Origin of the sequence: Pseudomonas cyclaminis, from assembly GCF_015163715.1 — a bacterium.
Taxonomy (GTDB): domain Bacteria; phylum Pseudomonadota; class Gammaproteobacteria; order Pseudomonadales; family Pseudomonadaceae; genus Aquipseudomonas; species Aquipseudomonas cyclaminis.
In genome coordinates, this window is record NZ_JADDUM010000046.1 from 19,786 (window position 1) to 44,220 (window position 24,435).

Here is a 24,435-nt window from a genome sequence, read left to right on the forward strand (position 1 = left end):
GATGGGGCCATCTTAATTACAATCAACGCCCACCGCAGCTATCAGCAGAAGAGAGAGAGGCTATCGTGACCCTTCGCACCTATCAGAACCACACGCCAACCCTGGGCGCCGGGGCTTTTGTCGATATTTCGGCGGTGGTGATCGGCGATGTCGAAATCGGCACCGACAGCTCGGTTTGGCCGCTGACCGTGATTCGCGGCGACATGCACCGCATCCGCATCGGTGCGCGCACCAGCGTGCAGGATGGCTGCGTGCTGCACATTACCCACGCAGGCCCCTTCAATCCTGATGGTTTCCCGCTGCTGATCGGCGACGACGTGACCATCGCTCACAAAGTCATGCTGCATGGCTGCACCGTAGGCAATCGCATCTTGATCGGCATGGGCAGCATCGTGATGGACGGCGCCGTGGTGGAAGACGACGTGATCATCGGCGCCGGCAGCCTGGTGCCGCCGGGCAAGAAACTCGACAGCGGCTTTTTGTATGTGGGCAGCCCGGTTAAACAAATCCGGGCGCTGACGGACAAGGAGCGCGCCTTTTTCACCTACAGCGCCGCGAACTACGTGAAGCTCAAAGACTTGCACCTGGCTGAAGGATTTGACCAATGAGCCTGCCTTACCAAACCGTGTTGTTTGACCTGGACGGCACCCTCACCGATCCACGCGAGGGCATCACACGCTCGATCCAGTATGCCCTCGGCAAACTGGGCATCGACGAGCCGGACCTGAGCAAACTCGAACACTTCATCGGCCCGCCGTTGCTGCAAGCGTTCATGCAGTTCTACGACTTCGATGAAGCCAAGGCCTGGGAGGCGGTGAATTTTTACCGCGAGCGATTCAAAGTCACGGGGCTGTATGAAAACCGCGTGTTCGACGGGGTGACGCCGCTGCTGGAAGACTTGAGAAGCCAGGGCCGCCAGCTGTATGTAGCCACCTCCAAGCCGTGGGAATTTGCCCGTGAAATCGCCCGACATTTCGACTTTGCCAAGCACTTCAAGGTGATCTACGGCAGCGAATTGGATGGGACGCGGACCAACAAGATCGAGCTGATCGCGCATCTGATGCGCGAGGAAGGCCTGGACCCGGCCACGACCTTGATGATTGGTGATCGCAAGCACGACCTGATCGGAGCGCGTAGCAATGGGCTGGATTCGGCGGCCGTGGGTTATGGGTTTGGCAGCTTTGAAGAGTTGAATGCGGAGGCGCCGACCTGGCACTTTGAAACCTTGGCAGAGATGCATCAGGCGTTTTTGCAGCAGCCTTGAGGCCGCCATCGGGGGCAAGCCCTCCCACATGTTGAACAAATGTGGGAGGGGGCTTGCCCCCGATGAGTCCCTACTGATGAACAGCCTCCAACTGCCTCAACGCCGCCTTGCGCTGCGCCACCGGCAATCCGCCCAACTTCTCCACCGCTGCATAGAACTTCACCCAATCCCCGCCTTCCCGTGCAAACAACGCCGCAAACGCCGGCACCCACTGGTCATACAGCCCGAACGGCAATAGCCGCGCATTGTTCATCGGCAGGTTGATCCAGGCGTCATAACGCTTGTCGCCACCCCACTGGCTGTCGCGCATCTGCCGGTACTCGCGGCGCAAGTACTCGAATTCAGCTGCCTTGCCCAGGCGCATCGACTCGGCAGACAGCGGCTGCGCGTAGAGTTTTTCCAGGCGTTTGCGAGTGTCGAGGATCAACTGGATAAACTGGTCACGCTGCTTCAACGTCAAATTGCTCAGAGGCCCCAAACCACGGGCGGCGCGCCATTGTCGGGTGCCTTCCTGCTCGACAAAGTTGGCAAATGATTCGTTGAACTCGGTGTCGTCCTTCACATAAAAGCGCTGGTGCGCGAGTTCGTGAAAAATCAGCGTGGCGAGGCGTTCATCACCCCAGTTCATCATCGAACTGATGATCGGGTCATTGAACCAACCCAGCGTGGAATAGGCTTCCACCCCGCCAATCGACACATCCAGGCCTTGCTGACGCAACAACGCCGCCTCACCCCGCGCTGCACCTTGGCTGTAATAACCGCGATAGGCCACGCAACCGGCAATGGGGAAGCAGTGATTTTCAGGAGACAGGGAAAATTCCTGCGTGGCAAAGACATTCCAGACGACATAAGGCCGGCCAATATCGGCGTACAGCCGGTAACTCTGGTTGTCAGGCAGGTGCAGATGTTCGCTGGCGAAGGTGCGCGCTTTTTGGGATTGAGCGAGATGGTCGCGCAGTTGCTGCGGGCGGGATGGGTCAGCGACGACGTCTGAAACTGGCTCCCGAGCCTGCAACAGCTGCCACTGGCCACCCGCCAATTGGCTGTAGTAGCTGACACTGGAGCAGCCACTGAGCAGCAAAACCATCAACCCTGGAAGAAAACGCCTGACCATACCTGACTGCTCTTGGGTGATGGGTTCGTGTTTATACTGACCGAGATACCCGTCCTGTCACCGAGTGCCTGTCATGCGTCAGCTCTTGCTTTGCGCCGCCGCCGTGTTCATCAGCGCCTGTACGTCAACCCCGGTGCCTCCCGCCGATCCGCAACAAGCATGGGTTGATTTTGCCACGCCAACGCCGGGCGCCAAGCTGGTGATGGCGCAGCGCCTGGACGGCAAGAACCTTACCGATGGGCGCTACTTCCAAGTCCCGCCTGGCGGCCACGAGTTGATGGTACGTTTTGATTTTGAAGTGCCTACCGGCGGCAATTTGAGCAGTTTTGGCCAAACGACCGAGCGAACCTGCTTCATTACCCTGCAGTACGACCATTTCGAGGCGGGTCAACGCTATCGCCTGGAAGGGCGCTCGTTGGGCTACACGCCGAATATCCGCCTGTATAACGCCACCCGCCAATTACTGGCTGAAGAGCGCAGCGTGAACTGCCTCTGATCAGTTGTTATTTTTTTGGTAGACGATCGCCTTGGTGCCGTTCTCACATCTGCCGACGATCATGGCTACGTCGTGCTTATCCGCTTCTTCCTTGCTGACGATCTCCAGGGTGTAGGTCGGCACCGCGTTAGCCTGGATCTTGACCTCGATCTCTTTCCTGAGCTCTTCACAATCTTTCGGCGCGGCCACGGCCGAAGTGGCCAACACACCGCAGATGATCGCCAAGGCAAAACGTTTCATATGTGAAGCTCCCTGAATGCACTGCGCACGGGTGTGCGCCTAGGCTGCATATGGCTATTCGACCACAGTTTGGAAACACGAGTTCTGATTTAACGCAGAACTGAATGTGGAAGGGGGCTTGCTCCCGATATCGGTGGATCAGTCGACATTTAGATGACTGAAAGACCGCTATCGGGGGCAAGCCCCCTCCCACAGTGGACCTACGCGGTCAGTTGACCAGCGTGGCGTCCAGGCTGATTTTCGCATTCAACACTTTGGACACCGGGCAGCCTTCCTTTGCCTTCTTGCTCAGCTCATCGAACTGCGCCTGGCTCGCGCCTGGGATTTTCGCCTTCAGGATCAGGTGCACCGCGGTAATAGCAAAACCGCCATCGACCTGGTCCAGCGTCACTTCGGCCTCGGTGTCGATGCTGTCAGCCTTAAGCCCCGCATCGCCCAGAATCATGGAAAACGCCATGGAGAAACAGCCGGCATGCGCGGCACCGATCAGTTCCTCCGGGTTAGTACCCTTGCCGCCTTCAAAACGTGCCTTGAAGCCGTAGGGCGCTTCGCGCAACACGCCGGTTTCCGTAGAGATGGACCCCAGGCCCGTCTTCAGGTCACCTTCCCAATGCGCGGATGCTTTTTTAACGATACTCATAGCGGTCTCCTCGAACGGTGGTTTTGCGTCAGTAAGGGTTCTGAGGATAGACAGCTTGGCAAAGTTCATCTTCTTGTCGGAAAAACCTAGCAATCTAGTAGGAAATTTCTACTCAGCTATTGAATCTCGGGTATATGCCCTCATTGCATAGAGCATGCACATGAAGCGGCAGGTTTTGGATCGTCTAAAAAGCCTGCGCCCCTATTGGAGAAGCAGGCTTATGAAATCGCTGTCCGACGTGAAGTTCTCGACCCTCGACCTGGTGCCCGTGCGGGCCAATGGCAGTGTGGCGCAGTCGCTGCGCAATTCCCTGGACCTGGCCCAGCATGTGGAAAAGTTTGGCTACAACCGTTTCTGGGTGGCTGAACACCACAATATGGACGGCATCGCCAGCTCGGCCACCTCGGTGTTGCTGGGTTACCTGGCGGGCGGTACGTCGACCATCCGCGTCGGCTCCGGTGGTGTGATGCTGCCCAACCACGCGCCGCTGGTGATCGCTGAACAGTTCGGCACCCTGGAAAGCCTCTACCCCGGCCGTATCGATCTGGGCCTGGGCCGTGCGCCGGGTTCCGATCAAATGACCGCACGCGCTCTGCGCAGAGAACGCTCCGGCAGCGCCGATGAGTTCCCTGAAGATGTTGCCGAGCTGATGGCCTACCTGGGCCCGCGTACACCCGACCAACGCATCATCGCCGTACCCGGCACCGGCACTAACGTACCGGTCTGGTTGCTCGGTTCCAGCCTGTTCAGCGCACAGTTGGCAGGCGAGCGCGGTTTGCCCTACGCCTTCGCCTCCCATTTCGCACCACGCCTGATGCACGAAGCGATTCGCGTGTACCGCAATCACTTCAAGCCTTCCGCTGTGCTGGATAAACCTTATGTGATGCTCGGCATTCCGCTGGTGGCGGCCGATACCGATGAGCAGGCCGATTATCTGGCCACTTCGGTGTACCAGCGCATCCTCGCGTTGATGCGTGGGCAGAGCCTGGTGCAGCGCCCGCCGGTCGATACCATGGACGGCCTGTGGCTGCCCCATGAGAAAGATGCGGTAGGAAGCTTCCTCGGCCTGGCAATGGTCGGCAGTCCGGCGAAGATCCGCGCCAAACTGGAGGTATTGATCGAGCAGACCGGCGCCGACGAACTGATCTTCACCAGCGACCTGTATGAACACGCCGACCGGATTCATTCCTACGAGCTGCTGGCGCAGGTGATGAAGGCCTAAAACCCAGGCGAAAAAAACCGACGCAACTGCGTCGGTTTTTTATGTCTGAAACACAGGATCAACCGCGCTTGTAGACGATTTCCTTGGTGCCGCCTTCACAGCTACCGACCACTTTTGCGTCGGTCGAGGCGCCTTTATCCACCACTTCCAGCGAATAACCCGAAGTGCCCTTGGCGTCGATTTTCGCTGCAATTTCGCTTTTCAGCTCGTCACAAGGCTTGCCCGCCGCCAGGGCTGTGCCGGCCATGCTCAACAAACCTACCGCTAACAGGAACTTCTTCATCCGTTACTTTCCTTGCGCTGATCAAAAAGAACGTGCCGACGCTTGTGGCGTCGGCACCCATTGGTTGTAGCGCAGGTTATGGCAATCGGCCAGCCGGCAAAGTTCAACTCGCCCGATCAACTACTGGCAATTCGGAACCCCACCTTGAGGGTGACCTGGTAGTGGGCGACCTTGCCGTTTTCGATATGCCCGCGGGTTTCAGTCACCTCAAACCACTCCAGGTGCTTGATGCTCTTGTTGGCTTCAGCAATGGCATTGTTGATGGCGTCTTCGATGCTCGTGGTCGACGAGCCGACCAGTTCGACTTTCTTGTAGGTGTGGTGATCACTCATGGCAGTTCTCCTAAGGGTCGTTAAGCAAGCGTAGCAGTCAATGTTCGTACTGCTTCTGGCGGTCATTCCTACTCGAAAGTTCAGATTTACTGCACTTTCTGAAACCGCTGGAGTCGGTATCTACACACGCCACTCAATCACTTCAGGAGAGTCCACATGGCCAACACTTCTTTACGCAAAGCGTCGCTGGAAAGCATGGAAGCCGAGATTTCGAGCCTGCTCAAGTCCCTTGAAAGCCTCAAGGACGATGCGTCCGATGAGTCGCGCAAAACCTTGAAGGCCCTGAAAAGCAATGCCGAGAATGCCCTCAAGCACTCCCGCCACCTGATCAGCGACGCCTATGAAGAAAGCAAAGTCAAAATCCGCGAAACCGGTGTCGCTACCCGGGATTACGCTCAAGAGCACCCATGGACTACAGCCGGTTTAGCTGTCGGTGCCTTGGGCCTGCTCGCCGCTTATCTGCTGTGCAAGCGTGGTGACTAACTAACCGGCTGGCGCGAAAGCTCAGCCTTGAGCCACTGCGCCAGTTGCCCGGCGCGCCCGTCTGCGGCGCGTTTGGGCAGCCACAATGCCAGGTGCGCCGGGGTTTCACTGAAACCCCACGGCGCCACCAGCCGACCTGCACGCAAGTCCTCGGCCACCAACGGTTGCGGCGCGATCGCCACACCCAGCCCGGCCACCGCCGCTTCCAGCAAATAATACAAATGCTCAAAACCCTGGCCGTGTTTCAACGCGCCGGGCTCGATGCCGTGTTGCTGCGCCCAACTGGGCCAGGCTTGGGGGCGCGACGTAGTGTGCAGCAGCGCTTCGCCACATAAAGACGAGGCGGGCGCCTGGCGCAGGCGTTCGTAGCCGTTGAAGCGCGGGCTCATCACCGGGCCGATGCGCTCACTGGTCAGCTCATACACCTGCATGTCCGCCGGCCACGGTGGCTCGGCGAATACCAGCAGGGCATCAAGGCCGGGGCGCCGAGGATCAAGGTCGCCGTCACCTGCTGACAGGTGCAGGCGCAAGTCCGGCAAGTCCGAGTTCAAGCGCCCCAAGCGCGGGATCAGCCAGCGCGCCAGCAAACTTCCCGAGCAGCCGAGCACAAACGGCGCGTCGGCGCTGGCCTGGGTCAGTTCGGCGCATACATCCCTCAACCGCTCGAATGCCTCGAAGCTGGCATCCCGTAGCCGAACGCCGGAATCTGTGAGTTTAAGGCCGCGCCCATCCTTGATGAACAGGCTGACCCCCAAGTGTTCCTCAAGCACCTTCAACTGTCGGCTGACTGCTCCGTGGGTCACGTGCAACTGCTCAGCCGCTTGGCTGACACTGTTGAGCCGTGCGGTGGCTTCAAACGCACGCAGGGCATTAAGGGGCGGAAGGTCTCGGCTCATATGTGAGTTTTCCTGACAGGTCGCGGCGATCTTATCGGTTTTCAGTCGGGAGCGTCAGGGGTAAAGTGGCCCTCATTGTTAGTTACACACCTTCTTTCCTGGAGCGTCCCATGACTCAGTCCCAGACCGATCTACGCAACGGCCCTGACGCCAACGGCCTGTTTGGCGCATTCGGCGGCCGCTACGTTGCCGAAACCCTGATGCCGTTGATCCTCGACCTGGCCCGCGAATACGAAGCGGCCAAGATCGATCCGGCATTCAACGAGGAATTGGCCTACTTCCAGCGCGACTATGTGGGCCGTCCAAGCCCGCTGTACTTCGCCGAGCGCCTGACTGAGTTCTGCGGCGGCGCCAAGATCTACCTCAAGCGCGAAGAGCTCAACCACACAGGCGCGCACAAGATCAACAACTGCATCGGCCAGATCCTGCTGGCGCGGCGCATGGGCAAAAAACGCATCATTGCCGAGACTGGCGCCGGCATGCACGGTGTGGCCACCGCCACCGTCGCCGCACGTTTCGGCCTGCAATGCGTGATCTACATGGGCACCACCGACATCGAGCGCCAGCAGGCCAACGTGTTCCGCATGAAGCTGCTGGGCGCCGAAGTGATCCCGGTGGTGGCCGGCACCGGCACCCTCAAGGACGCGATGAACGAGGCCCTGCGTGACTGGGTGACCAACGTCGACGACACCTTCTACCTGATCGGCACCGTGGCCGGCCCACACCCGTACCCGGCGATGGTGCGCGACTTCCAGGCCGTGATCGGCAAGGAAACCCGCACCCAGCTGCAAGCCCAGGAAGGCCGCCTGCCGGACAGCCTGGTGGCGTGCATCGGCGGCGGCTCCAACGCCATGGGCCTGTTCCACCCGTTCCTGGACGACACCAGCGTCGAGATCATCGGCGTGGAAGCCGCCGGCCACGGCATCGAAACCGGCAAGCACGCGGCCAGCCTTAACGGTGGCGTACCGGGTGTACTGCACGGTAACCGTACCTTCCTGCTGCAGGACGACGACGGCCAGATCATCGACGCCCACTCGATTTCCGCCGGCCTGGATTACCCTGGCATCGGCCCGGAACACGCCTGGTTGCACGACATCGGCCGCGTCCAGTACACCTCGGTGACGGACGACGAAGCCCTGGATGCCTTCCACAAGTGCTGCCGCCTGGAAGGGATTATTCCTGCCCTGGAAAGCGCCCACGCCCTGGCCGAAGTGTTCAAACGCGCACCGACCCTGCCGAAGGATCACCTGATGGTGGTCAACCTGTCCGGCCGTGGCGACAAAGACATGCAGACCGTGATGCACCATATGGAACAGTCCTCCAAGCAGGAGAAACACTGATGAGCCGCCTGCAAACGCGCTTTGACCAACTCAAAGAACAAAACCGCGCCGCCCTGGTGACCTTCGTCACCGCCGGCGATCCTGGCTATGACACGTCCCTGGCAATCCTCAAGGGCCTGCCGGCCGCCGGCGCCGATGTGATCGAGCTGGGCATGCCCTTCACCGATCCGATGGCCGACGGCCCAGCCATCCAGTTAGCCAACATCCGGGCGCTGGAAGCCAAGCAGAACCTGCTGAAAACCCTGCAGATGGTTCGCGAGTTCCGCAAAGACAACAACGACACCCCGCTGGTGTTGATGGGCTACTTCAACCCGATCCACAAATACGGCGTGCCCAAATTCATCGCCGACGCCAAAGAAGCCGGTGTCGACGGCCTGATCGTGGTCGACATGCCCCCTGAACATAACGGCGAGCTGTGCGACCCAGCCCAGGCGGCAGGTATCGACTTTATCCGCCTGACCACGCCGACCACCGACGACGTGCGCCTGCCGACCGTCCTCAACGGCAGCTCCGGTTTTGTGTACTACGTCTCGGTGGCCGGTGTGACCGGTGCCGGTGCCGCCACCCTGGAGCACGTCGAAGAAGCCGTGGCCCGCCTGCGCCGCCATACCGACCTGCCGATCAGCATCGGTTTTGGTATCCGCACCCCGGAACAAGCCGCGGCCATCGCTCGCCTGGCGGACGGTGTGGTGGTGGGGTCGGCGTTGATCGATCACATCGCCAATGCCAGCAACGACCAGCAAGCCATCGACGGGGTGTTGAGCCATTGCGCGGCGCTGTCGGAAGGTGTGCGTAACGCCCGTAAGTAAGCGCCATGTAGCCAGAGGTAAAGTTCCTGATACAGAGGAATCAACTCGCCGCTTCACGGCCTAAACAGCAAGACCAAGGGATTTCGAACCGCGTTCGACGTCCCTTTTTTGTTTGTGTGCCCTGAGGAATACCCGATGAAGATGCCCAAATCCGTGATTGCAGGTCTTGGCGTGCTGGTGCTTGGCGCCAGCGCCCTGGTGCAAGCCGCGCCGCCTGACCAGCGAGGTGATGACCGTGGCGGCCCGCAAGGCCAGCACGAGCAACGGGGCGACGACCATCGCGGCCCACAGGCCAACCGTCGCGGCGGCCCACCCCAGGACTTCGGCCCGGTGCGCCAGATCATCCACGACAACCATGGCCAGTTCTCCCGTGGCGCACCGCCGCCGCCGAATGTGCGCCTGGTTCGCGGCGAGCCACTGCCACGCGGCTATTACGGCGAACGCCTGGACAACCGCGCCCTGGCCCGCCTGCCGGTGTACCAGGGTTACGAATGGCGCCGCTCGGGGCCGGATGTGGTGTTGATTGCCGTGGGTACAGGCATCGTCTACGAGATTCTGGACGGTGTGCTGAACTGACCGCATAACCTCTCGAATGTCCGCTAGGCTTGAGGGGTGAGCGTTTTGCTCCCCCTAACGCACTTCATGCCTATTGCCGTCTAACCACCTCGCAAGCCCCGCATTCCTTGCCTACCGGTCGTTAAGTTAGCCGCATCAGAAGTCATCTTCGGCTCTTAGGAGTACATCATGGCATTTGATCTCATCACCGCTTCGGACCGCCGTCATCCAACCCTGCAGAAAGGCTTCAACCTGCGCTGGCCACTGGGCAACGTCCAAGGCCAATCGTCACCCAATGGCGCCAACCTGATTTACCTCTGCCACAGCCCCCAGGACATCATCGACGCTGCTGCACAGGCGTTGGCGGTTCCCAATGGGCGGATTACCGTGCGCAGCGGCGGCCACTGCTACGAGGGATTTGTCGCCAACAAAATGCCCGAACAATTCGGCGAGGTGTTGTCGATTCTGGATATCGGGCAAATGAACCAATTGGCCTACGACCCGAATGGGCAAATCGGGTCTCAACTGGTGGCGGGCTTGCCTTATCGCTATGCCTTTCGCCTGGAAGCCGGCGGCCAGAACTGGGATGCCTATGTCGCGCTGTACAAACTGGCAGGCAAGACACTGCCGGGAGGCTCATGTTATTCCGTCGGGCTGGGCGGGCATATCTGCGGCGGCGGGTACGGGTTGCTGTCACGCAAACACGGGCTGGTCTGCGACTGGCTGGACGGCGTCGACATGCTGGTACCCAACGCCCTGGGCAACGGCCTGGTACCGGTGCACGTCTCCCGTGACAGCACGGATCCAGACGAACTCAACCTGTTCGCCGCATGCTGCGGTGCGGGGGGCGGCCAGTTCGGCGTCATCACCAGCTATTACTTCAAGGCATTGCCGGACGCACCCAAAGAGGTGCTTTGGCTGGTGCTGGAATGGGACTGGGCGCTACTGACCAAGCCGGCACTCGACAACCTGTTGGCCGCCTACCAGCTGTGGTTTGCCAACAATCAGAGCAACCCGGATACCTGGGGGCTGGCGACCAAACTGGAGATGCGTCATCAGCACACCGGCAACCTGACGCTGGGCATTCACTACGTGGACAAGGATGGCGAACTCAACGACCAGGCACCCTTCGACGATTTCGTCACCCGGATGCTCGCCGCCATTGCACTACCCGCCACCGAATCTCTGGTTCCGTTTCACGTGATCCATTTGCCGCGAGGCAGCGCTGGCGGGCGCACCATCAACGCCTTGCCCGCTGCCCGGGACGCCGCTCAACGCCTGGATTGGCTACCGTGCCAGCAAACCTTGAATGGTTCAGGCGATAACCAGCGCGGGCGGTATAAGTCGGCGTACCAGAAGGGTGTTTTCACGCCCCAGGTACTGCAAGCCATCTGGGACACGTTAACCCTGGATGACCCCGATAACGACCTGACCCAGAGTCTGATCCAGATCCAATCCTTTGGAGGTCGCATCAATGAGCCCGCTCCGGGAGTACGTCGAGAATCGTCGGCGGCGCAGCGCTCCTCTTATCTGAAGTGGCAACCGCAATGTTATTGGCGCGATGCCAGCACCGCCTCGGACCAGACTCACGCACGTTGGATCCAGGGGCTTTATTTCAGCGCCTTTGCCAATGCCGGCGGCGTGCCGATCAACAGCGAGTTCGAGGGTTGCTACATCAATTACCCAGACCTGGACATGACGCACCTTGGTGGCAACCCCGCCAATGCCAAGAACCCCAATTGGTACAGCATCTTCTTCCCTGATCTGATCATCGAAAGTCGTCTGCGGCGTACCAAACGGCGCTGGGACCCGTTGAATGTGTTCCGCAACGAGATGTCGGTGCCGTAACTCAAAAAAGAAGGGCGACCCTGGGGTCGCCCGGTTTTTTACAATTGGATCCGTTCCACCTTGCCCACCAGCAGGATGTAGGACAACGCCCCAAGCAACGCCAGCACCGCAATATAGGTAATCGCCGGCGCGAACGAATCGCCACTGGCCAGAAAGCCAATCACGATCGGCGTGGCAATTGCCGCCAGGTTGCCGATGAAGTTGAACACGCCGCCGGTCAGGCCCAGCAAACGTGCCGGCGCGAGGGTCGACACCAGCGACCAGGTGATTGACGCCAGGCCGTTACCAAAGAACGCCACCGCCAGGAACGCGATCACCCATGCGGTCGAGTCCACGTAGTTGGCGCCGATGATCGCCGTGGAAATCAACAACCCGCCAATGATCGGCAACTTACGCGCAAAGCCTACCGACGCCCCCCGGCGAATCAGCCAGTCGGAAAAAATCCCCGAGCACAGCACGCCCACGAACGCAGCCAGGAACGGCAGCGACGCCAGCAGGCCGGACTTGATGAAGTCCATGCCGCGATATTTCACCAGGTAGGTTGGGAACCAGGTCAGGAAGAACCACAGGGTGGAGTTGAGGCAGAACTGCCCCAGGTAGATACCCCAGAGTTTGCGCTTGCTCAGCACAATGCCCAGGTCGACCCAGCTGAACGGCGCCTTGACGGTTTGCGCCTGCATATCCACCAGGCCGCCCCCGTCGCGGATCAGTTGGATTTCAGCCTCGTTGGCGCCTTTGAAGTCCTTTGGCTCGCGGTACACCGCATACCAGATCGCCGCCCACAAAATACCTACGCCACCGGTGACGACAAACACCATGTGCCAGCCGTAATAGTGTTGCAGCCAGGCCAGTACGGGTGTGAGGAACGCCAGCCCGACAAACTGCCCGGAGGTGTAGAAACCGATCGCCGTAGCGCGCTCGCGCTCAGGGAACCAGGTGGTGACCACGCGGCTGTTGATCGGGTAGGCCGGGGCTTCCAGCGCACCCACGGCCATGCGCAATACAAACAGCGCAATGAAGCTGGCGGCGAAACCGAGCATCACGGTCGCGATGGACCACAACAGCAAGGCAGCGGTGTAGAGGATGCGCGGCGGCACGCGGTCCACCAGCCAGCCGCCGGGGATCTGCATGGCCGCGTAGGTCCAGCCGAACGCGGAGAAAATCAGGCCGACGTGCACCGGGTCGATCCCCAATTCACTGGTCAGCGCCGGCGCGGCAATCGACAGGTTGCTGCGATCGAGGTAGTTGATAACCACGGTGATAAACAGCAACACCATGATGAAGTAGCGCTTTCGGGTAGGCGTGACTAAAGACGCCTGTCCGGTGAGGGATTCAGGGTGCATGGGGGTTGCCTCTTCTTATGTTTGTTGAGGACTGAAACTGAACCGACTGAAAAAACCGGATCAAGTGTGGGAGGGGGCTTGCCCCCTCCCACATCCATGACCGTGCTCTTTCAGGCAGAAATCACCACTCGGCGAAGCTGCCGTCGGCATGGCGCCAGATCGGGTTGCGCCAGCGGTGGCCGATAGCCGCGCGTTCGATCACGTATTCCTCGTTGATCTCAATGCCCAGGCCCGGCCCGTTGGGGATCTTCACGAAGCCCTTGTCGTAGTCGAACACCCCTGGATCACGCACGTAGTCGAGCAAGTCGTTGCTCTCGTTGTAGTGAATGCCCAGGCTTTGCTCCTGGATAAACGCGTTGTAGCAGACCGCGTCCAGTTGCAGGCAGGCTGCCAGGGCAATCGGGCCCAGCGGGCAGTGCAGGGCAAGGGCCACGTCGTAGGCTTCGGCCATGTTGGCGATCTTGCGGGTTTCGGTGATGCCGCCTGCGTGGGAAGCATCCGGCTGGATGATGTCGACGTAGCCTTCGCTGAGCACGCGTTTGAAGTCCCAACGCGAGAACAGGCGCTCGCCCAGGGCAATCGGGGTGCTGGTCAGCGGCGCGAGTTCCTTGAGCGCTTCGTAGTTTTCGCTGAGCACCGGTTCTTCGATAAACATCAGTTTGTACGGGTCCAGTTCTTTCATCAGGACCTTGGCCATGGGCTTGTGCACCCGGCCATGGAAGTCGACGCCGATGCCCACGTTGGGGCCGACCGCGTCACGCACGGCCGCCACGTTGGCCAGGGCCAGGTCGACTTTTTCGAAGCTGTCGACGAACTGCAATTCTTCGGTGCCGTTCATTTTCACGGCGGTAAAACCGCGCGCCACGGCCTCTTTGGCAGCGCGAGCGGTGTCGGCCGGACGGTCACCGCCGATCCACGAGTACACGCGGATCTTGTCGCGCACCTGGCCACCCAGGAGGTCGCTGACCGACACACCGAGGGCCTTGCCCTTGATGTCCCACAGCGCCTGGTCGATACCGGCGAGGGCGCTCATGTGCACGGCGCCGCCACGGTAGAAGCCGCCGCGATAGAGCACGGTCCAGATGTCTTCGATATTGCGTGGATCTTTGCCGATCAGGTAGTCGGACAGTTCTTCAACGGCAGCCGCCACAGTGTGTGCGCGGCCTTCGACCACGGGCTCACCCCAGCCGGTCACGCCTTGGTCGGTCTCGACCTTGAGGAAGCACCAGCGCGGCGGGACGATATAGGTCGTCAGTTTGGTGATTTTCATCTGTTATCTCTCTTATAGATGCAGCGCCAGGGGCGCGGAACTTGATATCAGCTCAGGGCTTTCCAGGCGGCGACATAAGCCTGGGCACGGCTCGCTACCTGATCCACTGTCATACCCGGTTTGAACAACCCGGAACCCAGCCCGAACCCCTTGGCGCCGGCGTCGGTAAACACCTGCATGTTGTCCGGGGTAATGCCGCCCACCGGCAGCAGCAGCGTGCCCGCCGGCAATACCGCCAGCCACGCCTTGATCACCGCCGGGCCCATTTGCTCGGCAGGGAACAACTTCAACACGTCGGCGCCTTCGGCGAGGGCCGCAAAGGCTTCGGTCGGCGTGGCCACACCCGGCGACAGGTAAAGGCCCGCCGCTTTGGCGGCGCGCAACACCTTGGCATCGCTGTGGGGCATGACGATCACTTGGCCGCCGGCAGCTTTGACCTGCCCGACCTGCTCCGGCGTCAACACCGTGCCGGCACCGATCAGGCAATCGGCGGGCAGGCTGTCGCGCAGGGTGCGGATGCTGGTGTAGGGGTCCGGCGAATTCAGCGGGACTTCGATCACACGGAAACCGGCGTCATACAACACCTGGCCGACCGCCTGGGCTTCATCCGGGCGCAGACCGCGCAGGATAGCGATCAAACCGTTTTGTGCGAGTGCTTGCTTGAGCATGTCAGGCCTCCGATACAGGTTGAACGAGCCCGGCCGCCACGGCCAATTGCCACAGGCCACACTCGGTGGCTTCCTGCGCCAGGCTGACATGGGCGAAGCCGCAAAGGGCGAGGGCGCGTTGGTAGCGGGCGCACAGCGGCGCGGCGCCCACCAGGATGATGGGGGTCTTGCGGGCACTGGCCGGTAGGCCGGCGAGTTCGTGGCCGATCAACAGGCCAGACAGATAATCGGGCTGCTGGTCGCCAGCGAGTTCCCTGGTGAGCCCCAGGGTGCGGGCGCTGAACAAGGTCGACAGCACGCCGCGCTGGCCATCTTGGGACAACGCCACATGCACGCCGCGGTCAAAGGCGTCGGCCTGGAAGGCTTCGGGGGTCTTTTGGGTGCGGCCGAGGATGCTGTGCTTGCTCAGCACGGCGAAGACTTCACCGGTCATGAACGTATCGAAGTGAGTGATACGGCCATCGACGACCTCGACCCACTTGGAGTGACTGCCCGGCAGGCCAATCAACACTTCAGCGCCCAAACCCTGCAGCACGCCCAGCACTTGGGTTTCTTCGCCGCGCATCACATTGGGCAAACCGACCTGCTCGATCACCCCCGGCACGATGTGCACATCGACACCGCGCAGGCTGCGCACCGTATGCAGAGCCTGCCCGAGGCTGGCGACGTCGACCGGAGTATTGCGATAAGCCGCTTCGCTCCAGCCCTGGGCGCTGCCGACCATGCCGCAAGCGATCACCGGCACGCCGGGTTGGGCGTCGAGCCAGTCACCGCACGCCGCATCAAAGGCCAATTCAAAACCGTCACTGCAACGCACCCCGGCGATATCCCGGGGCTCGCTGGGCAAATGCATGATGCCCGACGCCAGCGAGCGTTGTTCCAACACCACGCCTGCGGGGCCGAGTTTGTAAGCACGAAGGGAGCTGGTCCCCCAATCGAGCGCGATCAATTGCGCCTGCATCGCTTCACCTGAGTTCTGAGCGGATGCGGCGAATATAAACCTATGGGCGAGAAAGTCTCAATATATAAATATCAATCCCATATTTAGGGATTAAATTTAAGAAAAGGCTGACAAGTTCAGGTCACGCATGGCGCCCATCCAGATCGCATAGTCGGTGTGATCCTTCAAATCGTCGCCGGTATCCGGGTGCAGGAACACCACCAAGCCGTTGCGATGGATCACCAGCCACGGCAGCACCACGCCGATGTATTCGGCGTCGAACGCCAATTGGCAGCTCCAGTCCGGGTGCGGGCCGACGGGCTTTTCGTGCACACGCCCCATGCGTAGCGGAAAGAGTTTGGCGGCGTCTTCGCACAGGGTGCGCGCCTGCTCAAGGGTGCTCGCGTCGAAGTAGATATGGGCGTGATAGCCCTTGATACGTTGCATGACGGACTCCGGATCCAATATGCGCCAAATCCTAGACCGCAATCGACGGCAGGGCCAGCCCGGTCAACGACTGCGCGCTGCTGGCCTGCTCGGCCACCAGCCAGTCGACAAAACGCTCGACCAACTGCCCCCGGCGTTTGCGCTGGGGCTGTACCACGTAGTAGCCGAAACGTGAGATCACGGTGTCGCTGATCGGTCGGCACAGCCAGTTCTGCTCCAGCAGGTTATCCACCAAATGGCGCCAGCCGATGGCCACGCCTTGGCCGGCAATCGCCGCCTGGATCAGCAAGGTGTAGTTGTCGAAGCGCAGCTGGCCGGGGGTCGGCGCTGTGGTGATGCCCAACTCGCGAAATACACCACTCCAGTCGAACCACTGACTGTTGTTTTCCTGGCGCAGGTGCAGCAAGGGCACATCGTGCAAATTCTGCAGGGTCAGTGGCACGGGTTGGTCCTTGAGCCACTGCGGGCTGCACACCGGGAACACTTCCTCATTGAACAGCCACAGGCTGTCGCCCTGCTTGAAGCGGCCGTCGCCAAACAGCACCGCCACATCAATGTCGCTGCGCAGGGTCGCGTGATTGCGTTCGCTGGTCACCAGGCTCACATCGACCTGAGGATTGGCCTGGTGGAAACGGTGCAGACGCGGCATCAGCCAATAGGCGGCGAAGGCGAAGTCGGTGGCCACTTGCAGCACTTCGTGCTGGTCCTGCTGGGTGATGGCGCTGAGGCCCTGATTGATGCTCTGCAGGCCACCCTGCACATGCTCGAACAGCAGGGCGCCGGCGTCCGTGAGTTCGATACCGCGATAGATGCGATCAAACAGGCGGACCGCCAGCTGTTCTTCCAGGCGCTTGATCTGCTGGCTGATCGCGGGCTGGGTGGTGCCCAGCTCCATCGCGGCAGCGGTAAAACTGCGATGGCGTGCCGCCGCTTCAAATGCGCGCAGCAGGTCGAGGGACAGCTCACCAAGGGACTCATACATAAGCTGTGCTTATCCTAGACATTGCTTTTTATGGGCTTTACCCCATTTTCCATGGGCCGCATGCTCATTCGCATAAACACCGCCTATGGAATGCCGAGAACCCATGAAGCGCAAGAACATTCTTTTCATCATGGCCGATCAAATGGCCGCGCCGATGCTGCCGTTCTACGGTCCTTCCCCGATCAAGCTGCCAAATCTTAGCCGCCTCGCCGAACAAGGCGTGGTGTTCGACGCTGCCTATTGCAATAGCCCACTGTGCGCGCCGTCGCGCTTCACCTTGGTCAGCGGCCAATTGCCGAGCAAGATCGGCGCCTACGACAATGCGGCGGATTTGCCCGCCGATGTACCGACCTATGCCCACTACTTGCGTCGCCTCGGTTACCGCACCGCGCTGTCGGGCAAGATGCATTTCTGCGGGCCAGACCAGTTGCACGGCTATGAAGAACGCCTGACCAGCGACATCTACCCCGCAGACTATGGCTGGGCGGTGAATTGGGATGAGCCGGACGTGCGCCCCAGTTGGTATCACAACATGTCCTCGGTGCTGCAAGCCGGCCCGTGTGTGCGCACCAACCAGCTGGATTTCGACGAAGAGGTGGTGTTCAAGGCCCAACAGTACCTGTTCGACCATATTCGTGAAGACGGCGACCAGCCGTTCTGCCTGACCGTGTCGATGACCCATCCCCACGACCCGTACACCATTCCCAAGCCATTCTGGGATCTGTACGACGACAACGACATCCCTTTGCCTACAACACCCGCGCAAACTGATCTCGACCCGCATTCCCAACGCCTGCTCAAGGTCTATGACCTGTGGGACAAGCCGCTGCCTGTGGATAAGATCCGCGATGCGCGCCGGGCTTACTTCGGTGCCTGCAGTTACATCGACAGCAATGTCGGCAAGCTCCTGCAAACCCTGGAAGACACCGGCCTGGCCGACGACACCATCATCGTGTTCTCCGGTGACCACGGCGACATGCTGGGTGAGCGCGGCCTCTGGTACAAAATGCACTGGTTTGAAATGGCCGCCCGCGTGCCGCTGCTGGTCTGTGCACCGGGGCAGTTTGCCGCGGGCCGTGTTTCCAGAGCTGTGTCCACCGCCGACCTGCTGCCGACCCTGGTGGAACTGGCCGGCGGCGAACTCGACCCACAACTGCCACTGGATGGCCGCTCACTGGTCCCGCACTTGCAAGGGCAGGGCGGGCACGACGAAGTATTCGGCGAGTACATGGCCGAAGGCACCATCAGCCCGCTGATGATGATTCGTCGGGGCGCCTACAAATTCATCTACAGCGAAGACGATCCCTGCCTGCTGTTCGATGTGCACAACGACCCGCACGAGCTGGAAGATCTCAGCCAGTCACCGCAGCATCGGTCACTGTTCGAGGCGTTTTTAAGTGAAGCGCGGACCAAATGGGACATCCCGGCGATCCACCAGCAGGTGCTCGCCAGCCAACGCCGTCGGCGCCTGGTGTTCGAGGCGCTGACCCAAGGCAAGCTGAAGAGCTGGGATCACCAGCCACTGGTAGACGCCAGTCAGCAGTACATGCGCAACCATATCGACCTCGATGACCTGGAGCGCAAGGCACGTTATCCACAACCCTGCCAAAACCAATAAATACAGAGGGAAGGCCATGCAAAAGTTATCTGTGATAGTGGGCATGCTGGTGCTGGGCAGCGCCAATGTGTATGCAGACGCGAGCTGTGACACCGTGAAAATGGCCGATCCAGGCTGGAGCGATATCGCGGCCACCAACGCCATCACCGGTTTTCTGCTGACGGGCATGGGCTACAAACCCAAGATCGACACCCTCGCGGTGCCGATTACATTTGGCGGTCTCAAGGACGGCCAGGTGGATGTGTTCATGGGCAACTGGATGCCCGCGCAGCAGGGGTTTTACGACAAGTTCGTGGCCAACGGCGATGTGGTGCAACTGGCGAAAAACCTCGACGGCACCGAGTTCACCCTCGCCGTGCCGGACTACGTATGGGACGCGGGTGTGCATGACTTTGCCGACTTGAACAAATTCGCCGACAAGTTCGACAAGAAGATCTACGGCATCGGCTCCGGCGCGCGGCGAATATCTCGTTGCAGGACATCATCAAGAAAAACGACTTCGAGCTCGGCCAATGGAAGCTGATCGAATCCAGCGAACAGGCGATGCTGGCTGAAGTGTCACGGGCGGTGAAAAAACAACGCTTCGTCACCTTCCTCGGCTGGACCCCGCACCCAATGAACGTGCAGTTGAAAATGCACTACCTCAAAGGCGGGGAAAAGTACTTTGGTGACACCGGCAGCGTGTACACCCTGACCCGCAAGGGTTATGCGCAGGCCTGCCCGAACGTAGGAAAACTGCTGACCAACTTGAGTTTTACCCAGGAAATGGAGAACAGCATCATGGCCGAGGTGGTCAACAACAAGGTCAGCAATGCCGAGGCTGCGAAAGCGTGGATCAAGGCCAATCCGGCGGTGTTGGATAAGTGGCTGGACGGGGTGAAAACCGTGGATGGCAAAGAGGCGCTGGCAGCCGTCAAAGCCAAGCTCTAACGCCTGCCCCCTTCCCCCGTAGCAGCTGTCGAGCGCAAGCGAGGCTGCGTTGGCGCCCCGCAGAACGCGGGGTGTCAATACGGCAGCTACGGGCAACCCAATGTTATTCTGGTTTAACCCTTTAAATCCGAGCCTGTGATGCCCCGGCCCAACCGCCACACACTCTTCCCCTTCCTCAGCTGGCTCCCACGCCAAACCCGCGCCAGTGTCGGCCGGGATGCGCTGGTGGGCCTCAGTGGCGCCGTGCTTGCCCTGCCGCAGTCGATTGCCTACGCGCTGATCGCCGGTCTCCCACCGGAGTACGGCCTGTATGCCGCCATCATTCCGGTGCTGATCGCCTGCCTGTGGGGCTCGTCCTGGCACCTGATCTGTGGCCCTACGGCGGCCATTTCCATCGTGCTGTATGCCAGCGTCAGTCCACTGGCCGTACCGGGATCACAGGACTACATCACCCTGATCCTGTTGCTGACCTTCCTCGCGGGCGCGTTTCAGTGGTTACTCGGCATGCTGCGCTTTGGCGCGCTGGTGAACTTTGTGTCTCACTCGGTCGTGCTGGGGTTTACCCTCGGCGCCGCCGTGGTAATCGCGCTGGGGCAGATGCCCAATCTGCTGGGGCTTGACCTGCCGAGCCAGGCCACAGCGATCAATAGCTTGCTGGCGTTGATCGAGCATGGCGGCCAATGGGACCACGCCTCGCTCGCCCTGGGCTTGAGTACATTGCTGGTGGGCGCAGTGCTCAAGTACCTGGTGCCGCGCTGGCCGACGCTGTTGATCGCACTGGCCTTAAGCAGCGTCGCAGCATGGCTGTGGCCAGCGATGTTCGGGCATGTGGCGTTGGTCAGTTCGTTTATCGGCAAACTGCCGCCGTTCAGCCCGTTACCCTTGGACCTGGACATGATCCTGCGCCTGCTGCCCAGTGCGGTGGCGGTGGGTATGCTGGGGCTGGTGACCAGCCTGTCGATTGCCCGCTCGTTATCAGCGCGTTCGCAACAGTTGCTCGACGCGAATCAGGAAGTTCGTGCGCAGGGTTTATCCAATATCGTCGGCGGATTTTTCTCGGGTTACCTGTCGGCGGGTTCCTTTACCCGTTCTGGCCTCAGCTATGAGGCGGGTGCCTGCTCGCCGTTGGCCGGGGTATTTTCGGCGGCGTGGGTGGCGCTGTTTGCGTTGTTTGGCGCTGCGCTGATCGCGCATATTCCGATCCCGAGCATGGCGGCGAGCATCCTGCTGATTTGCTGGGGTCTGGTGGATCATCGCGGGATTCGCGCATTGTTCCGAGTCAGCCGCGCTGAGTTTGTGGTGATGAGCCTGACCTTCATCGCCACCTTGCTGCTGGAGCTGCAAACGGCGATCTATGCGGGGGTGTTGGCGTCGTTGTTTTTCTACCTCAAGCGCACATCGCAACCTCGGGTTCAGCAATGGCGCGAGGGTGACGAAGATGTACTGCGCGTCGGCGGTTCGATCTTCTTTGGCGCCAGCCATTACCTGCAAGTGCGCCTGCAAAGTCTGCAGGGCGAGCGGGTGGTGATTGAAGCGCAGCAGATCAACTTTATCGACTATTCCGGGGTGGAAATGCTGCACCAGGAGGCACGGCGGTTGAAAGGGTTGGGGCGTAGCCTGACATTGCGCGGGGCGCGGCCGCAGGTGGTGGAAGAACTGAAGAAGCTGGAAGGGGCCGACAAATGCCCCCTCCATTTCGAGAACTGAACGCGGTTCAAATGTATCAGGCCAACTGACGACGTAGCTCAGCCAACACCGGCGCCGAATCCGGGCGCACACCGCGCCACAGGAAGAATGCTTCGGCCGCCTGTTCCACCAGCATGCCCAGGCCATCCATCGCCACCGCAGCACCTTGCTCAGACGCCCAACGGCAAAATGCGGTCGGCTCCTTGGCGTACATCATGTCGTAGCAAAAGGTCTTACCCGGTTCGATCAGGCTGCCGGCAATCGGCGGTACTTCGCCTGACAGGCTGGCAGACGTGGCATTGATGATCACGTCCACCGGCTCACGCAGCCAGTCGAAGCCACTGGCAGACACCGGGCCCAAGTCGTCGAACAGTTCGGCGAGCAATTCGGCCTTTGCCACGGTGCGGTTGGCGATGATCAAGGAAGCAGGCCGCTCGGCCAGCAACGGCTCCAACACCCCGCGTACCGCGCCACCGGCACCCAGCAGCAGGATGCGTTTGCCTTGCAGGCTCAACCCGGCGTTGACCGTCAGGTCGCGCACCAGGCCCGCGCCGTCGGTGTTATCGCCCAGCAGCGTGCCATCGGCCAGCTTGCTCAGGGTATTCACCGCGCCAGCGCGTTGGGCGCGTTTGGTGAGGTTGTTGGCCAGGCGGTAGGCGTCTTCCTTGAACGGTACGGTGACGTTGGCGCCACGGCCTTGCAGGAAAAACTCACGGGCACAACCGGTGAAATCCTCCAAGGGCGCAAGCAAGGTGCTGTAGTCCAGTTGTTCGCCGGTCTGCTCGGCGAACATGCGGTGGATCAGCGGCGACTTGCTGTGGCCGATGGGGTTGCCGAATACAACGTAACGATCCATCAGACGGCCGCCTTAGGCGCGGCAAGGCCGAGCCAGTCGCGGTCTTGCAGGAAGTAATCGGTGAGGCGCGCTTCTTCGCTGCCGGCCTCGGCTTTCCAGTCATAGCCCCAGCGCACTTGCGGCGGCAACGACATCAGGATCGACTCGGTACGCCCGCCCGATTGCAGGCCAAACAGGGTGCCACGGTCGTAGACCAGGTTGAATTCAACATAGCGGCCGCGCCGGAATTCCTGGAACTGACGCTGCTGCTCGGTATAGGCCGTGGCCTTGCGGCGCTGCACGATCGGCAGATAGGCATCGATATAGGCATCGCCGATGGCGCGGATGAAGGCGAAGCAGGTGTCGAAGTCCCACTCGTTCAAGTCATCGAAAAACAGCCCGCCGATGCCACGGGGCTCGTTGCGGTGCTTGATGTGGAAATAGGTATCGCACCAGGCCTTGTAGCGCGAGTACACGTCCGGACCGAACCGCGCGCAGGCCTGCTCGGCCACGCGGTGCCAGTGAACGCAGTCTTCTTCATTGCCGTAATACGGGGTGAGGTCAAAGCCGCCGCCGAACCACCACACCGGCTCTTCACCTTCTTTTTCGGCGATGAAAAAACGCACGTTGGCATGGGACGTCGGCACATGGGGGTTGTGCGGATGGATCACCAACGACACGCCGAGGGCTTCAAAGCCGCGACCGGCCAGCTCTGGGCGGTGTGCACTGGCGGACGGTGGCAAGCCGCTGCCAAATACGTGGGAAAAGTTGACGCCGCCTTTTTCGATCACCGATCCGTTTTCGATCACACGGGTGCGACCGCCGCCGCCGGCAGGCCGGGTCCAGGCGTCTTCGATAAAGCGAGTGTCCGTCTCGAAGGTTTCCAGGGCGCTGCAAATGCGGTCTTGCAGGTCAAGCAGGTAGGCCTTTACAGCCTCGGTGCGGGTAGTCATGGCATCACCTTGAATCGGGCAAAGCTACGCGAGGCCATTGGGCGTCGGCGGCAAATGGGCGCACAGGATACCACTGCACCCTATGCCGTCGCAGTTGACGAAGATCAAGCTTAGGAGTTCGATAGGCGGCTACGCGAGTTCGAACCAAGGAGAAGGCAGATGGCAAAACGTATCCAGTTCAGCGCCCATGGCGGCCCCGAGGTACTTGAGTATGTCGACTACACACCGGCGGAGCCGGGCCCGCAGCAGGTTCGGGTGCGTAACGAGGCCATAGGCCTGAACTTCATCGACACCTATTTCCGCAGCGGCCTGTACGCGCCACCGGCCTTGCCGTCCGGCCTGGGCGCGGAAGGCGCTGGCGTGGTTGATGCGGTGGGTAGCGAAGTCAGCCAATTCAAGGTCGGCGACCGCGTGGCTTACGGCAGCGGCCCGCTCGGCGCGTACAGCGAGCTGCACGTACTGCCCGCCGCCAACCTGGTGCACCTGCCAGACGACATCAGCTTCGAACAAGCCGCCGGGGCCATGCTCAAAGGCCTGACCGTGCAGTACCTGCTGCGCCAGACCTATGAACTGAAGGGCGGCGAAACCATCCTGTTCCACGCCGCTGCCGGTGGCGTGGGCTCCCTGGCCTGCCAATGGGCCAAGGCGCTGGGCGTGAAGTTGATCGGTACCGTGAGTTCGCCGGAAAAAGCCGCATTGGCCAAATCCCTCGGTGCCTGGGAAACCATTGATTACAGCAAGGAAGACGTGGCAAAACGCGTGCTGGAATTGACCGACGGCAAAAAGGTACCGGTGGTGTACGACGGCGTCGGCAAGGACACGTGGCTCACCTCGCTAGACAGCGTTGCACCACGTGGATTGTTGGTGAGCTTCGGGAATGCGTCGGGCGCGGTGGATGGCGTAAACCTGGGGATACTGTCGGCCAAAGGCTCGCTGTACGTCACCCGGCCGACCTTGGCGACCTACGCCAACAACCCGACGAACTTGCAGGCGATGGCGGATGATCTGTTTTCGATGATCCAAAGCGGCAAGGTGCGCATTGATATCAACCAGCGGTATTCGCTGGCGGAGGCGGCGAAGGCGCAGACGGAGCTGTCGGGGCGGCGTACCACGGGGTCGACCATTCTGTTGCCGTAAGGCAATGGATATTTGGAGTCTGTAAGGGCCTCATCGCGGGCAAGCCCGGCTCCCACAGTTGATCGGTGTCGTTCATGACAACGCGGTCAAATGTGGGAGCCGGG

26 protein-coding genes and 1 pseudogene are annotated in these 24,435 nt (G+C 60.7%); 13 read left to right on the plus strand and 14 right to left on the minus strand.

Annotated features, from left to right (window positions below; translation table 11 throughout):
* The first annotated feature begins 65 nt into the window (after positions 1-65).
* Positions 66-608 (plus strand): gamma carbonic anhydrase family protein, encoded by a 543-nt coding sequence (locus IQK56_RS07975; protein WP_099601826.1) that lies wholly within the window; start codon positions 66-68, stop codon positions 606-608.
* Positions 605-1,264 carry an HAD family hydrolase gene (locus IQK56_RS07980; RefSeq protein WP_193862283.1) on the plus strand — a complete coding sequence of 220 codons (660 nt, stop codon included), beginning with the start codon at positions 605-607 and terminating at the stop codon, positions 1,262-1,264. The genes IQK56_RS07975 and IQK56_RS07980 overlap by 4 nt, the downstream gene beginning before the upstream one ends.
* 70 nt (positions 1,265-1,334) lie before the next feature.
* Here the strand turns inward: IQK56_RS07980 and IQK56_RS07985 are convergent, their stop codons facing one another.
* Complete coding sequence (locus IQK56_RS07985) at positions 1,335-2,378, minus strand: aminopeptidase (RefSeq protein WP_122305564.1); 1,044 nt, start codon at positions 2,376-2,378, stop codon at positions 1,335-1,337.
* Between the two features lie 73 nt (positions 2,379-2,451).
* Here IQK56_RS07985 and IQK56_RS07990 point away from each other — a divergent pair, with 73 nt between their 5' ends.
* The gene (locus tag IQK56_RS07990) at positions 2,452-2,874 is read left to right on the plus strand and encodes a PA0061/PA0062 family lipoprotein (RefSeq protein WP_193862282.1); all 423 of its coding nucleotides are present in this window, start codon (positions 2,452-2,454) and stop codon (positions 2,872-2,874) included.
* Here the strand turns inward: IQK56_RS07990 and IQK56_RS07995 are convergent, their stop codons facing one another.
* Positions 2,875-3,114 (minus strand): DUF1161 domain-containing protein, encoded by a 240-nt coding sequence (locus tag IQK56_RS07995; protein WP_122305566.1) that lies wholly within the window; start codon positions 3,112-3,114, stop codon positions 2,875-2,877. It lies immediately after the preceding gene.
* Positions 3,115-3,322: 208 nt separating this feature from the next.
* A complete protein-coding gene (locus IQK56_RS08000; RefSeq protein ID WP_122305567.1) occupies positions 3,323-3,754 on the minus strand; it encodes an OsmC family protein in 432 nt (143 codons plus the stop codon).
* Between the two features lie 220 nt (positions 3,755-3,974).
* On the opposite strand from IQK56_RS08000, the gene IQK56_RS08005 reads away from it, so the two are divergent.
* On the plus strand, positions 3,975-4,976 hold the full coding sequence (locus tag IQK56_RS08005) for an LLM class flavin-dependent oxidoreductase (protein ID WP_193863291.1): 1,002 nt from the start codon (positions 3,975-3,977) through the stop codon (positions 4,974-4,976).
* 58 nt (positions 4,977-5,034) lie between these two features.
* Here the strand turns inward: IQK56_RS08005 and IQK56_RS08010 are convergent, their stop codons facing one another.
* Complete coding sequence (locus IQK56_RS08010; RefSeq protein ID WP_150674573.1) at positions 5,035-5,259, minus strand: DUF1161 domain-containing protein; 225 nt, start codon at positions 5,257-5,259, stop codon at positions 5,035-5,037.
* A 116-nt stretch (positions 5,260-5,375) separates the two neighbouring features.
* Entirely contained in the window at positions 5,376-5,591 is a 216-nt protein-coding gene (locus tag IQK56_RS08015) for a dodecin (RefSeq protein ID WP_032885105.1), read from the minus strand.
* Between the two features lie 156 nt (positions 5,592-5,747).
* On the opposite strand from IQK56_RS08015, the gene IQK56_RS08020 reads away from it, so the two are divergent.
* Positions 5,748-6,074, plus strand: coding sequence for an ElaB/YgaM/YqjD family protein (locus IQK56_RS08020; RefSeq protein WP_193863293.1), 327 nt, complete (start codon positions 5,748-5,750; stop codon positions 6,072-6,074).
* Here the strand turns inward: IQK56_RS08020 and IQK56_RS08025 are convergent.
* The gene (locus tag IQK56_RS08025) at positions 6,071-6,970 is read right to left on the minus strand and encodes a LysR family transcriptional regulator (RefSeq protein WP_150674572.1); all 900 of its coding nucleotides are present in this window, start codon (positions 6,968-6,970) and stop codon (positions 6,071-6,073) included. The two genes, IQK56_RS08020 and IQK56_RS08025, sit on opposite strands and share 4 nt — an antisense overlap.
* A 110-nt stretch (positions 6,971-7,080) precedes the next feature.
* Between IQK56_RS08025 and trpB the strand changes: the two genes are divergently transcribed.
* The 4 genes from trpB (at position 7,081) to IQK56_RS08045 (ending at position 11,522) form a co-directional block, all read left to right on the plus strand.
* The gene (gene trpB, locus IQK56_RS08030) at positions 7,081-8,310 is read left to right on the plus strand and encodes a tryptophan synthase subunit beta (protein WP_122305571.1); all 1,230 of its coding nucleotides are present in this window, start codon (positions 7,081-7,083) and stop codon (positions 8,308-8,310) included.
* On the plus strand, positions 8,310-9,119 hold the full coding sequence (gene trpA, locus IQK56_RS08035) for a tryptophan synthase subunit alpha (RefSeq protein WP_150674571.1): 810 nt from the start codon (positions 8,310-8,312) through the stop codon (positions 9,117-9,119). Before trpB ends, trpA begins: the two co-directional genes overlap by 1 nt.
* 135 nt (positions 9,120-9,254) lie before the next feature.
* On the plus strand, positions 9,255-9,695 hold the full coding sequence (locus tag IQK56_RS08040; RefSeq protein WP_112192842.1) for an anti-virulence regulator CigR family protein: 441 nt from the start codon (positions 9,255-9,257) through the stop codon (positions 9,693-9,695).
* A gap of 168 nt (positions 9,696-9,863) precedes the next feature.
* A complete protein-coding gene (locus IQK56_RS08045; RefSeq protein WP_150761167.1) occupies positions 9,864-11,522 on the plus strand; it encodes an FAD-binding oxidoreductase in 1,659 nt (552 codons plus the stop codon).
* A gap of 38 nt (positions 11,523-11,560) precedes the next feature.
* Here IQK56_RS08045 and IQK56_RS08050 read toward each other — a convergent pair whose 3' ends face one another.
* The 6 genes from IQK56_RS08050 to IQK56_RS08075 all read right to left on the minus strand — a co-directional run bounded on the left by IQK56_RS08050 (position 11,561) and on the right by IQK56_RS08075 (position 17,172).
* Positions 11,561-12,865 carry an MFS transporter gene (locus IQK56_RS08050; RefSeq protein ID WP_122305574.1) on the minus strand — a complete coding sequence of 435 codons (1,305 nt, stop codon included), beginning with the start codon at positions 12,863-12,865 and terminating at the stop codon, positions 11,561-11,563.
* A 121-nt stretch (positions 12,866-12,986) separates the two neighbouring features.
* Positions 12,987-14,135 (minus strand): galactonate dehydratase, encoded by a 1,149-nt coding sequence (dgoD, locus tag IQK56_RS08055; protein ID WP_099586165.1) that lies wholly within the window; start codon positions 14,133-14,135, stop codon positions 12,987-12,989.
* A gap of 47 nt (positions 14,136-14,182) precedes the next feature.
* A complete protein-coding gene (locus IQK56_RS08060; RefSeq protein WP_112192839.1) occupies positions 14,183-14,803 on the minus strand; it encodes a 2-dehydro-3-deoxy-6-phosphogalactonate aldolase in 621 nt (206 codons plus the stop codon).
* Between the two features lies 1 nt (position 14,804).
* Positions 14,805-15,764, minus strand: coding sequence for a 2-dehydro-3-deoxygalactonokinase (locus IQK56_RS08065; RefSeq protein WP_193863295.1), 960 nt, complete (start codon positions 15,762-15,764; stop codon positions 14,805-14,807).
* Between the two features lie 96 nt (positions 15,765-15,860).
* On the minus strand, positions 15,861-16,190 hold the full coding sequence (locus IQK56_RS08070; RefSeq protein ID WP_122305577.1) for a DOPA 4,5-dioxygenase family protein: 330 nt from the start codon (positions 16,188-16,190) through the stop codon (positions 15,861-15,863).
* 31 nt (positions 16,191-16,221) lie between these two features.
* Complete coding sequence (locus IQK56_RS08075) at positions 16,222-17,172, minus strand: choline sulfate utilization transcriptional regulator (RefSeq protein ID WP_122305578.1); 951 nt, start codon at positions 17,170-17,172, stop codon at positions 16,222-16,224.
* Positions 17,173-17,275: 103 nt separating this feature from the next.
* Between IQK56_RS08075 and betC the strand changes: the two genes are divergently transcribed.
* The 3 genes and pseudogenes from betC to IQK56_RS08090 all read left to right on the plus strand — a co-directional run bounded on the left by betC (position 17,276) and on the right by IQK56_RS08090 (position 21,427).
* Positions 17,276-18,790, plus strand: a complete 1,515-nt coding sequence (gene betC / locus IQK56_RS08080) for a choline-sulfatase (RefSeq protein WP_193863297.1) — start codon at positions 17,276-17,278, stop codon at positions 18,788-18,790.
* A gap of 16 nt (positions 18,791-18,806) precedes the next feature.
* A pseudogene (choX, locus tag IQK56_RS08085) lies at positions 18,807-19,720 on the plus strand (choline ABC transporter substrate-binding protein).
* A 138-nt stretch (positions 19,721-19,858) separates the two neighbouring features.
* On the plus strand, positions 19,859-21,427 hold the full coding sequence (locus tag IQK56_RS08090) for a SulP family inorganic anion transporter (protein ID WP_150761164.1): 1,569 nt from the start codon (positions 19,859-19,861) through the stop codon (positions 21,425-21,427).
* A 16-nt stretch (positions 21,428-21,443) separates the two neighbouring features.
* On the opposite strand, the gene aroE is transcribed toward IQK56_RS08090, so the two are convergent.
* A complete protein-coding gene (aroE, locus tag IQK56_RS08095) occupies positions 21,444-22,262 on the minus strand; it encodes a shikimate dehydrogenase (protein WP_150674566.1) in 819 nt (272 codons plus the stop codon).
* Positions 22,262-23,194 carry an oxygen-dependent coproporphyrinogen oxidase gene (hemF, locus tag IQK56_RS08100; RefSeq protein ID WP_122305585.1) on the minus strand — a complete coding sequence of 311 codons (933 nt, stop codon included), beginning with the start codon at positions 23,192-23,194 and terminating at the stop codon, positions 22,262-22,264. Before hemF ends, aroE begins: the two co-directional genes overlap by 1 nt.
* A 159-nt stretch (positions 23,195-23,353) precedes the next feature.
* On the opposite strand from hemF, the gene IQK56_RS08105 reads away from it, so the two are divergent.
* Positions 23,354-24,331: a quinone oxidoreductase family protein gene (locus IQK56_RS08105; protein ID WP_122305586.1), complete on the plus strand. Its 978-nt coding sequence runs from the start codon at positions 23,354-23,356 to the stop codon at positions 24,329-24,331.
* Positions 24,332-24,435 lie beyond the last annotated feature (104 nt).

Bases quoted from the DNA above. Each gene is read 5' to 3' on its own strand.
- IQK56_RS07980 (WP_193862283.1), top strand. From the start codon at position 605: ATGAGCCTGCCTTACCAAACCGTGTTGTTTGACCTGGACGGCACCCTC.
- IQK56_RS07985 (WP_122305564.1), bottom strand. From the start codon at position 2,378: ATGGTCAGGCGTTTTCTTCCAGGGTTGATGGTTTTGCTGCTCAGTGGC.
- IQK56_RS07990 (WP_193862282.1), top strand. From the start codon at position 2,452: ATGCGTCAGCTCTTGCTTTGCGCCGCCGCCGTGTTCATCAGCGCCTGT.
- IQK56_RS07995 (WP_122305566.1), bottom strand. From the start codon at position 3,114: ATGAAACGTTTTGCCTTGGCGATCATCTGCGGTGTGTTGGCCACTTCG.
- IQK56_RS08000 (WP_122305567.1), bottom strand. From the start codon at position 3,754: ATGAGTATCGTTAAAAAAGCATCCGCGCATTGGGAAGGTGACCTGAAG.
- IQK56_RS08005 (WP_193863291.1), top strand. From the start codon at position 3,975: ATGAAATCGCTGTCCGACGTGAAGTTCTCGACCCTCGACCTGGTGCCC.
- IQK56_RS08010 (WP_150674573.1), bottom strand. From the start codon at position 5,259: ATGAAGAAGTTCCTGTTAGCGGTAGGTTTGTTGAGCATGGCCGGCACA.
- IQK56_RS08015 (WP_032885105.1), bottom strand. From the start codon at position 5,591: ATGAGTGATCACCACACCTACAAGAAAGTCGAACTGGTCGGCTCGTCG.
- IQK56_RS08020 (WP_193863293.1), top strand. From the start codon at position 5,748: ATGGCCAACACTTCTTTACGCAAAGCGTCGCTGGAAAGCATGGAAGCC.
- IQK56_RS08025 (WP_150674572.1), bottom strand. From the start codon at position 6,970: ATGAGCCGAGACCTTCCGCCCCTTAATGCCCTGCGTGCGTTTGAAGCC.
- trpB (WP_122305571.1), top strand. From the start codon at position 7,081: ATGACTCAGTCCCAGACCGATCTACGCAACGGCCCTGACGCCAACGGC.
- trpA (WP_150674571.1), top strand. From the start codon at position 8,310: ATGAGCCGCCTGCAAACGCGCTTTGACCAACTCAAAGAACAAAACCGC.
- IQK56_RS08040 (WP_112192842.1), top strand. From the start codon at position 9,255: ATGAAGATGCCCAAATCCGTGATTGCAGGTCTTGGCGTGCTGGTGCTT.
- IQK56_RS08045 (WP_150761167.1), top strand. From the start codon at position 9,864: ATGGCATTTGATCTCATCACCGCTTCGGACCGCCGTCATCCAACCCTG.
- IQK56_RS08050 (WP_122305574.1), bottom strand. From the start codon at position 12,865: ATGCACCCTGAATCCCTCACCGGACAGGCGTCTTTAGTCACGCCTACC.
- dgoD (WP_099586165.1), bottom strand. From the start codon at position 14,135: ATGAAAATCACCAAACTGACGACCTATATCGTCCCGCCGCGCTGGTGC.
- IQK56_RS08060 (WP_112192839.1), bottom strand. From the start codon at position 14,803: ATGCTCAAGCAAGCACTCGCACAAAACGGTTTGATCGCTATCCTGCGC.
- IQK56_RS08065 (WP_193863295.1), bottom strand. From the start codon at position 15,764: ATGCAGGCGCAATTGATCGCGCTCGATTGGGGGACCAGCTCCCTTCGT.
- IQK56_RS08070 (WP_122305577.1), bottom strand. From the start codon at position 16,190: ATGCAACGTATCAAGGGCTATCACGCCCATATCTACTTCGACGCGAGC.
- IQK56_RS08075 (WP_122305578.1), bottom strand. From the start codon at position 17,172: ATGTATGAGTCCCTTGGTGAGCTGTCCCTCGACCTGCTGCGCGCATTT.
- betC (WP_193863297.1), top strand. From the start codon at position 17,276: ATGAAGCGCAAGAACATTCTTTTCATCATGGCCGATCAAATGGCCGCG.
- IQK56_RS08090 (WP_150761164.1), top strand. From the start codon at position 19,859: ATGCCCCGGCCCAACCGCCACACACTCTTCCCCTTCCTCAGCTGGCTC.
- aroE (WP_150674566.1), bottom strand. From the start codon at position 22,262: ATGGATCGTTACGTTGTATTCGGCAACCCCATCGGCCACAGCAAGTCG.
- hemF (WP_122305585.1), bottom strand. From the start codon at position 23,194: ATGACTACCCGCACCGAGGCTGTAAAGGCCTACCTGCTTGACCTGCAA.
- IQK56_RS08105 (WP_122305586.1), top strand. From the start codon at position 23,354: ATGGCAAAACGTATCCAGTTCAGCGCCCATGGCGGCCCCGAGGTACTT.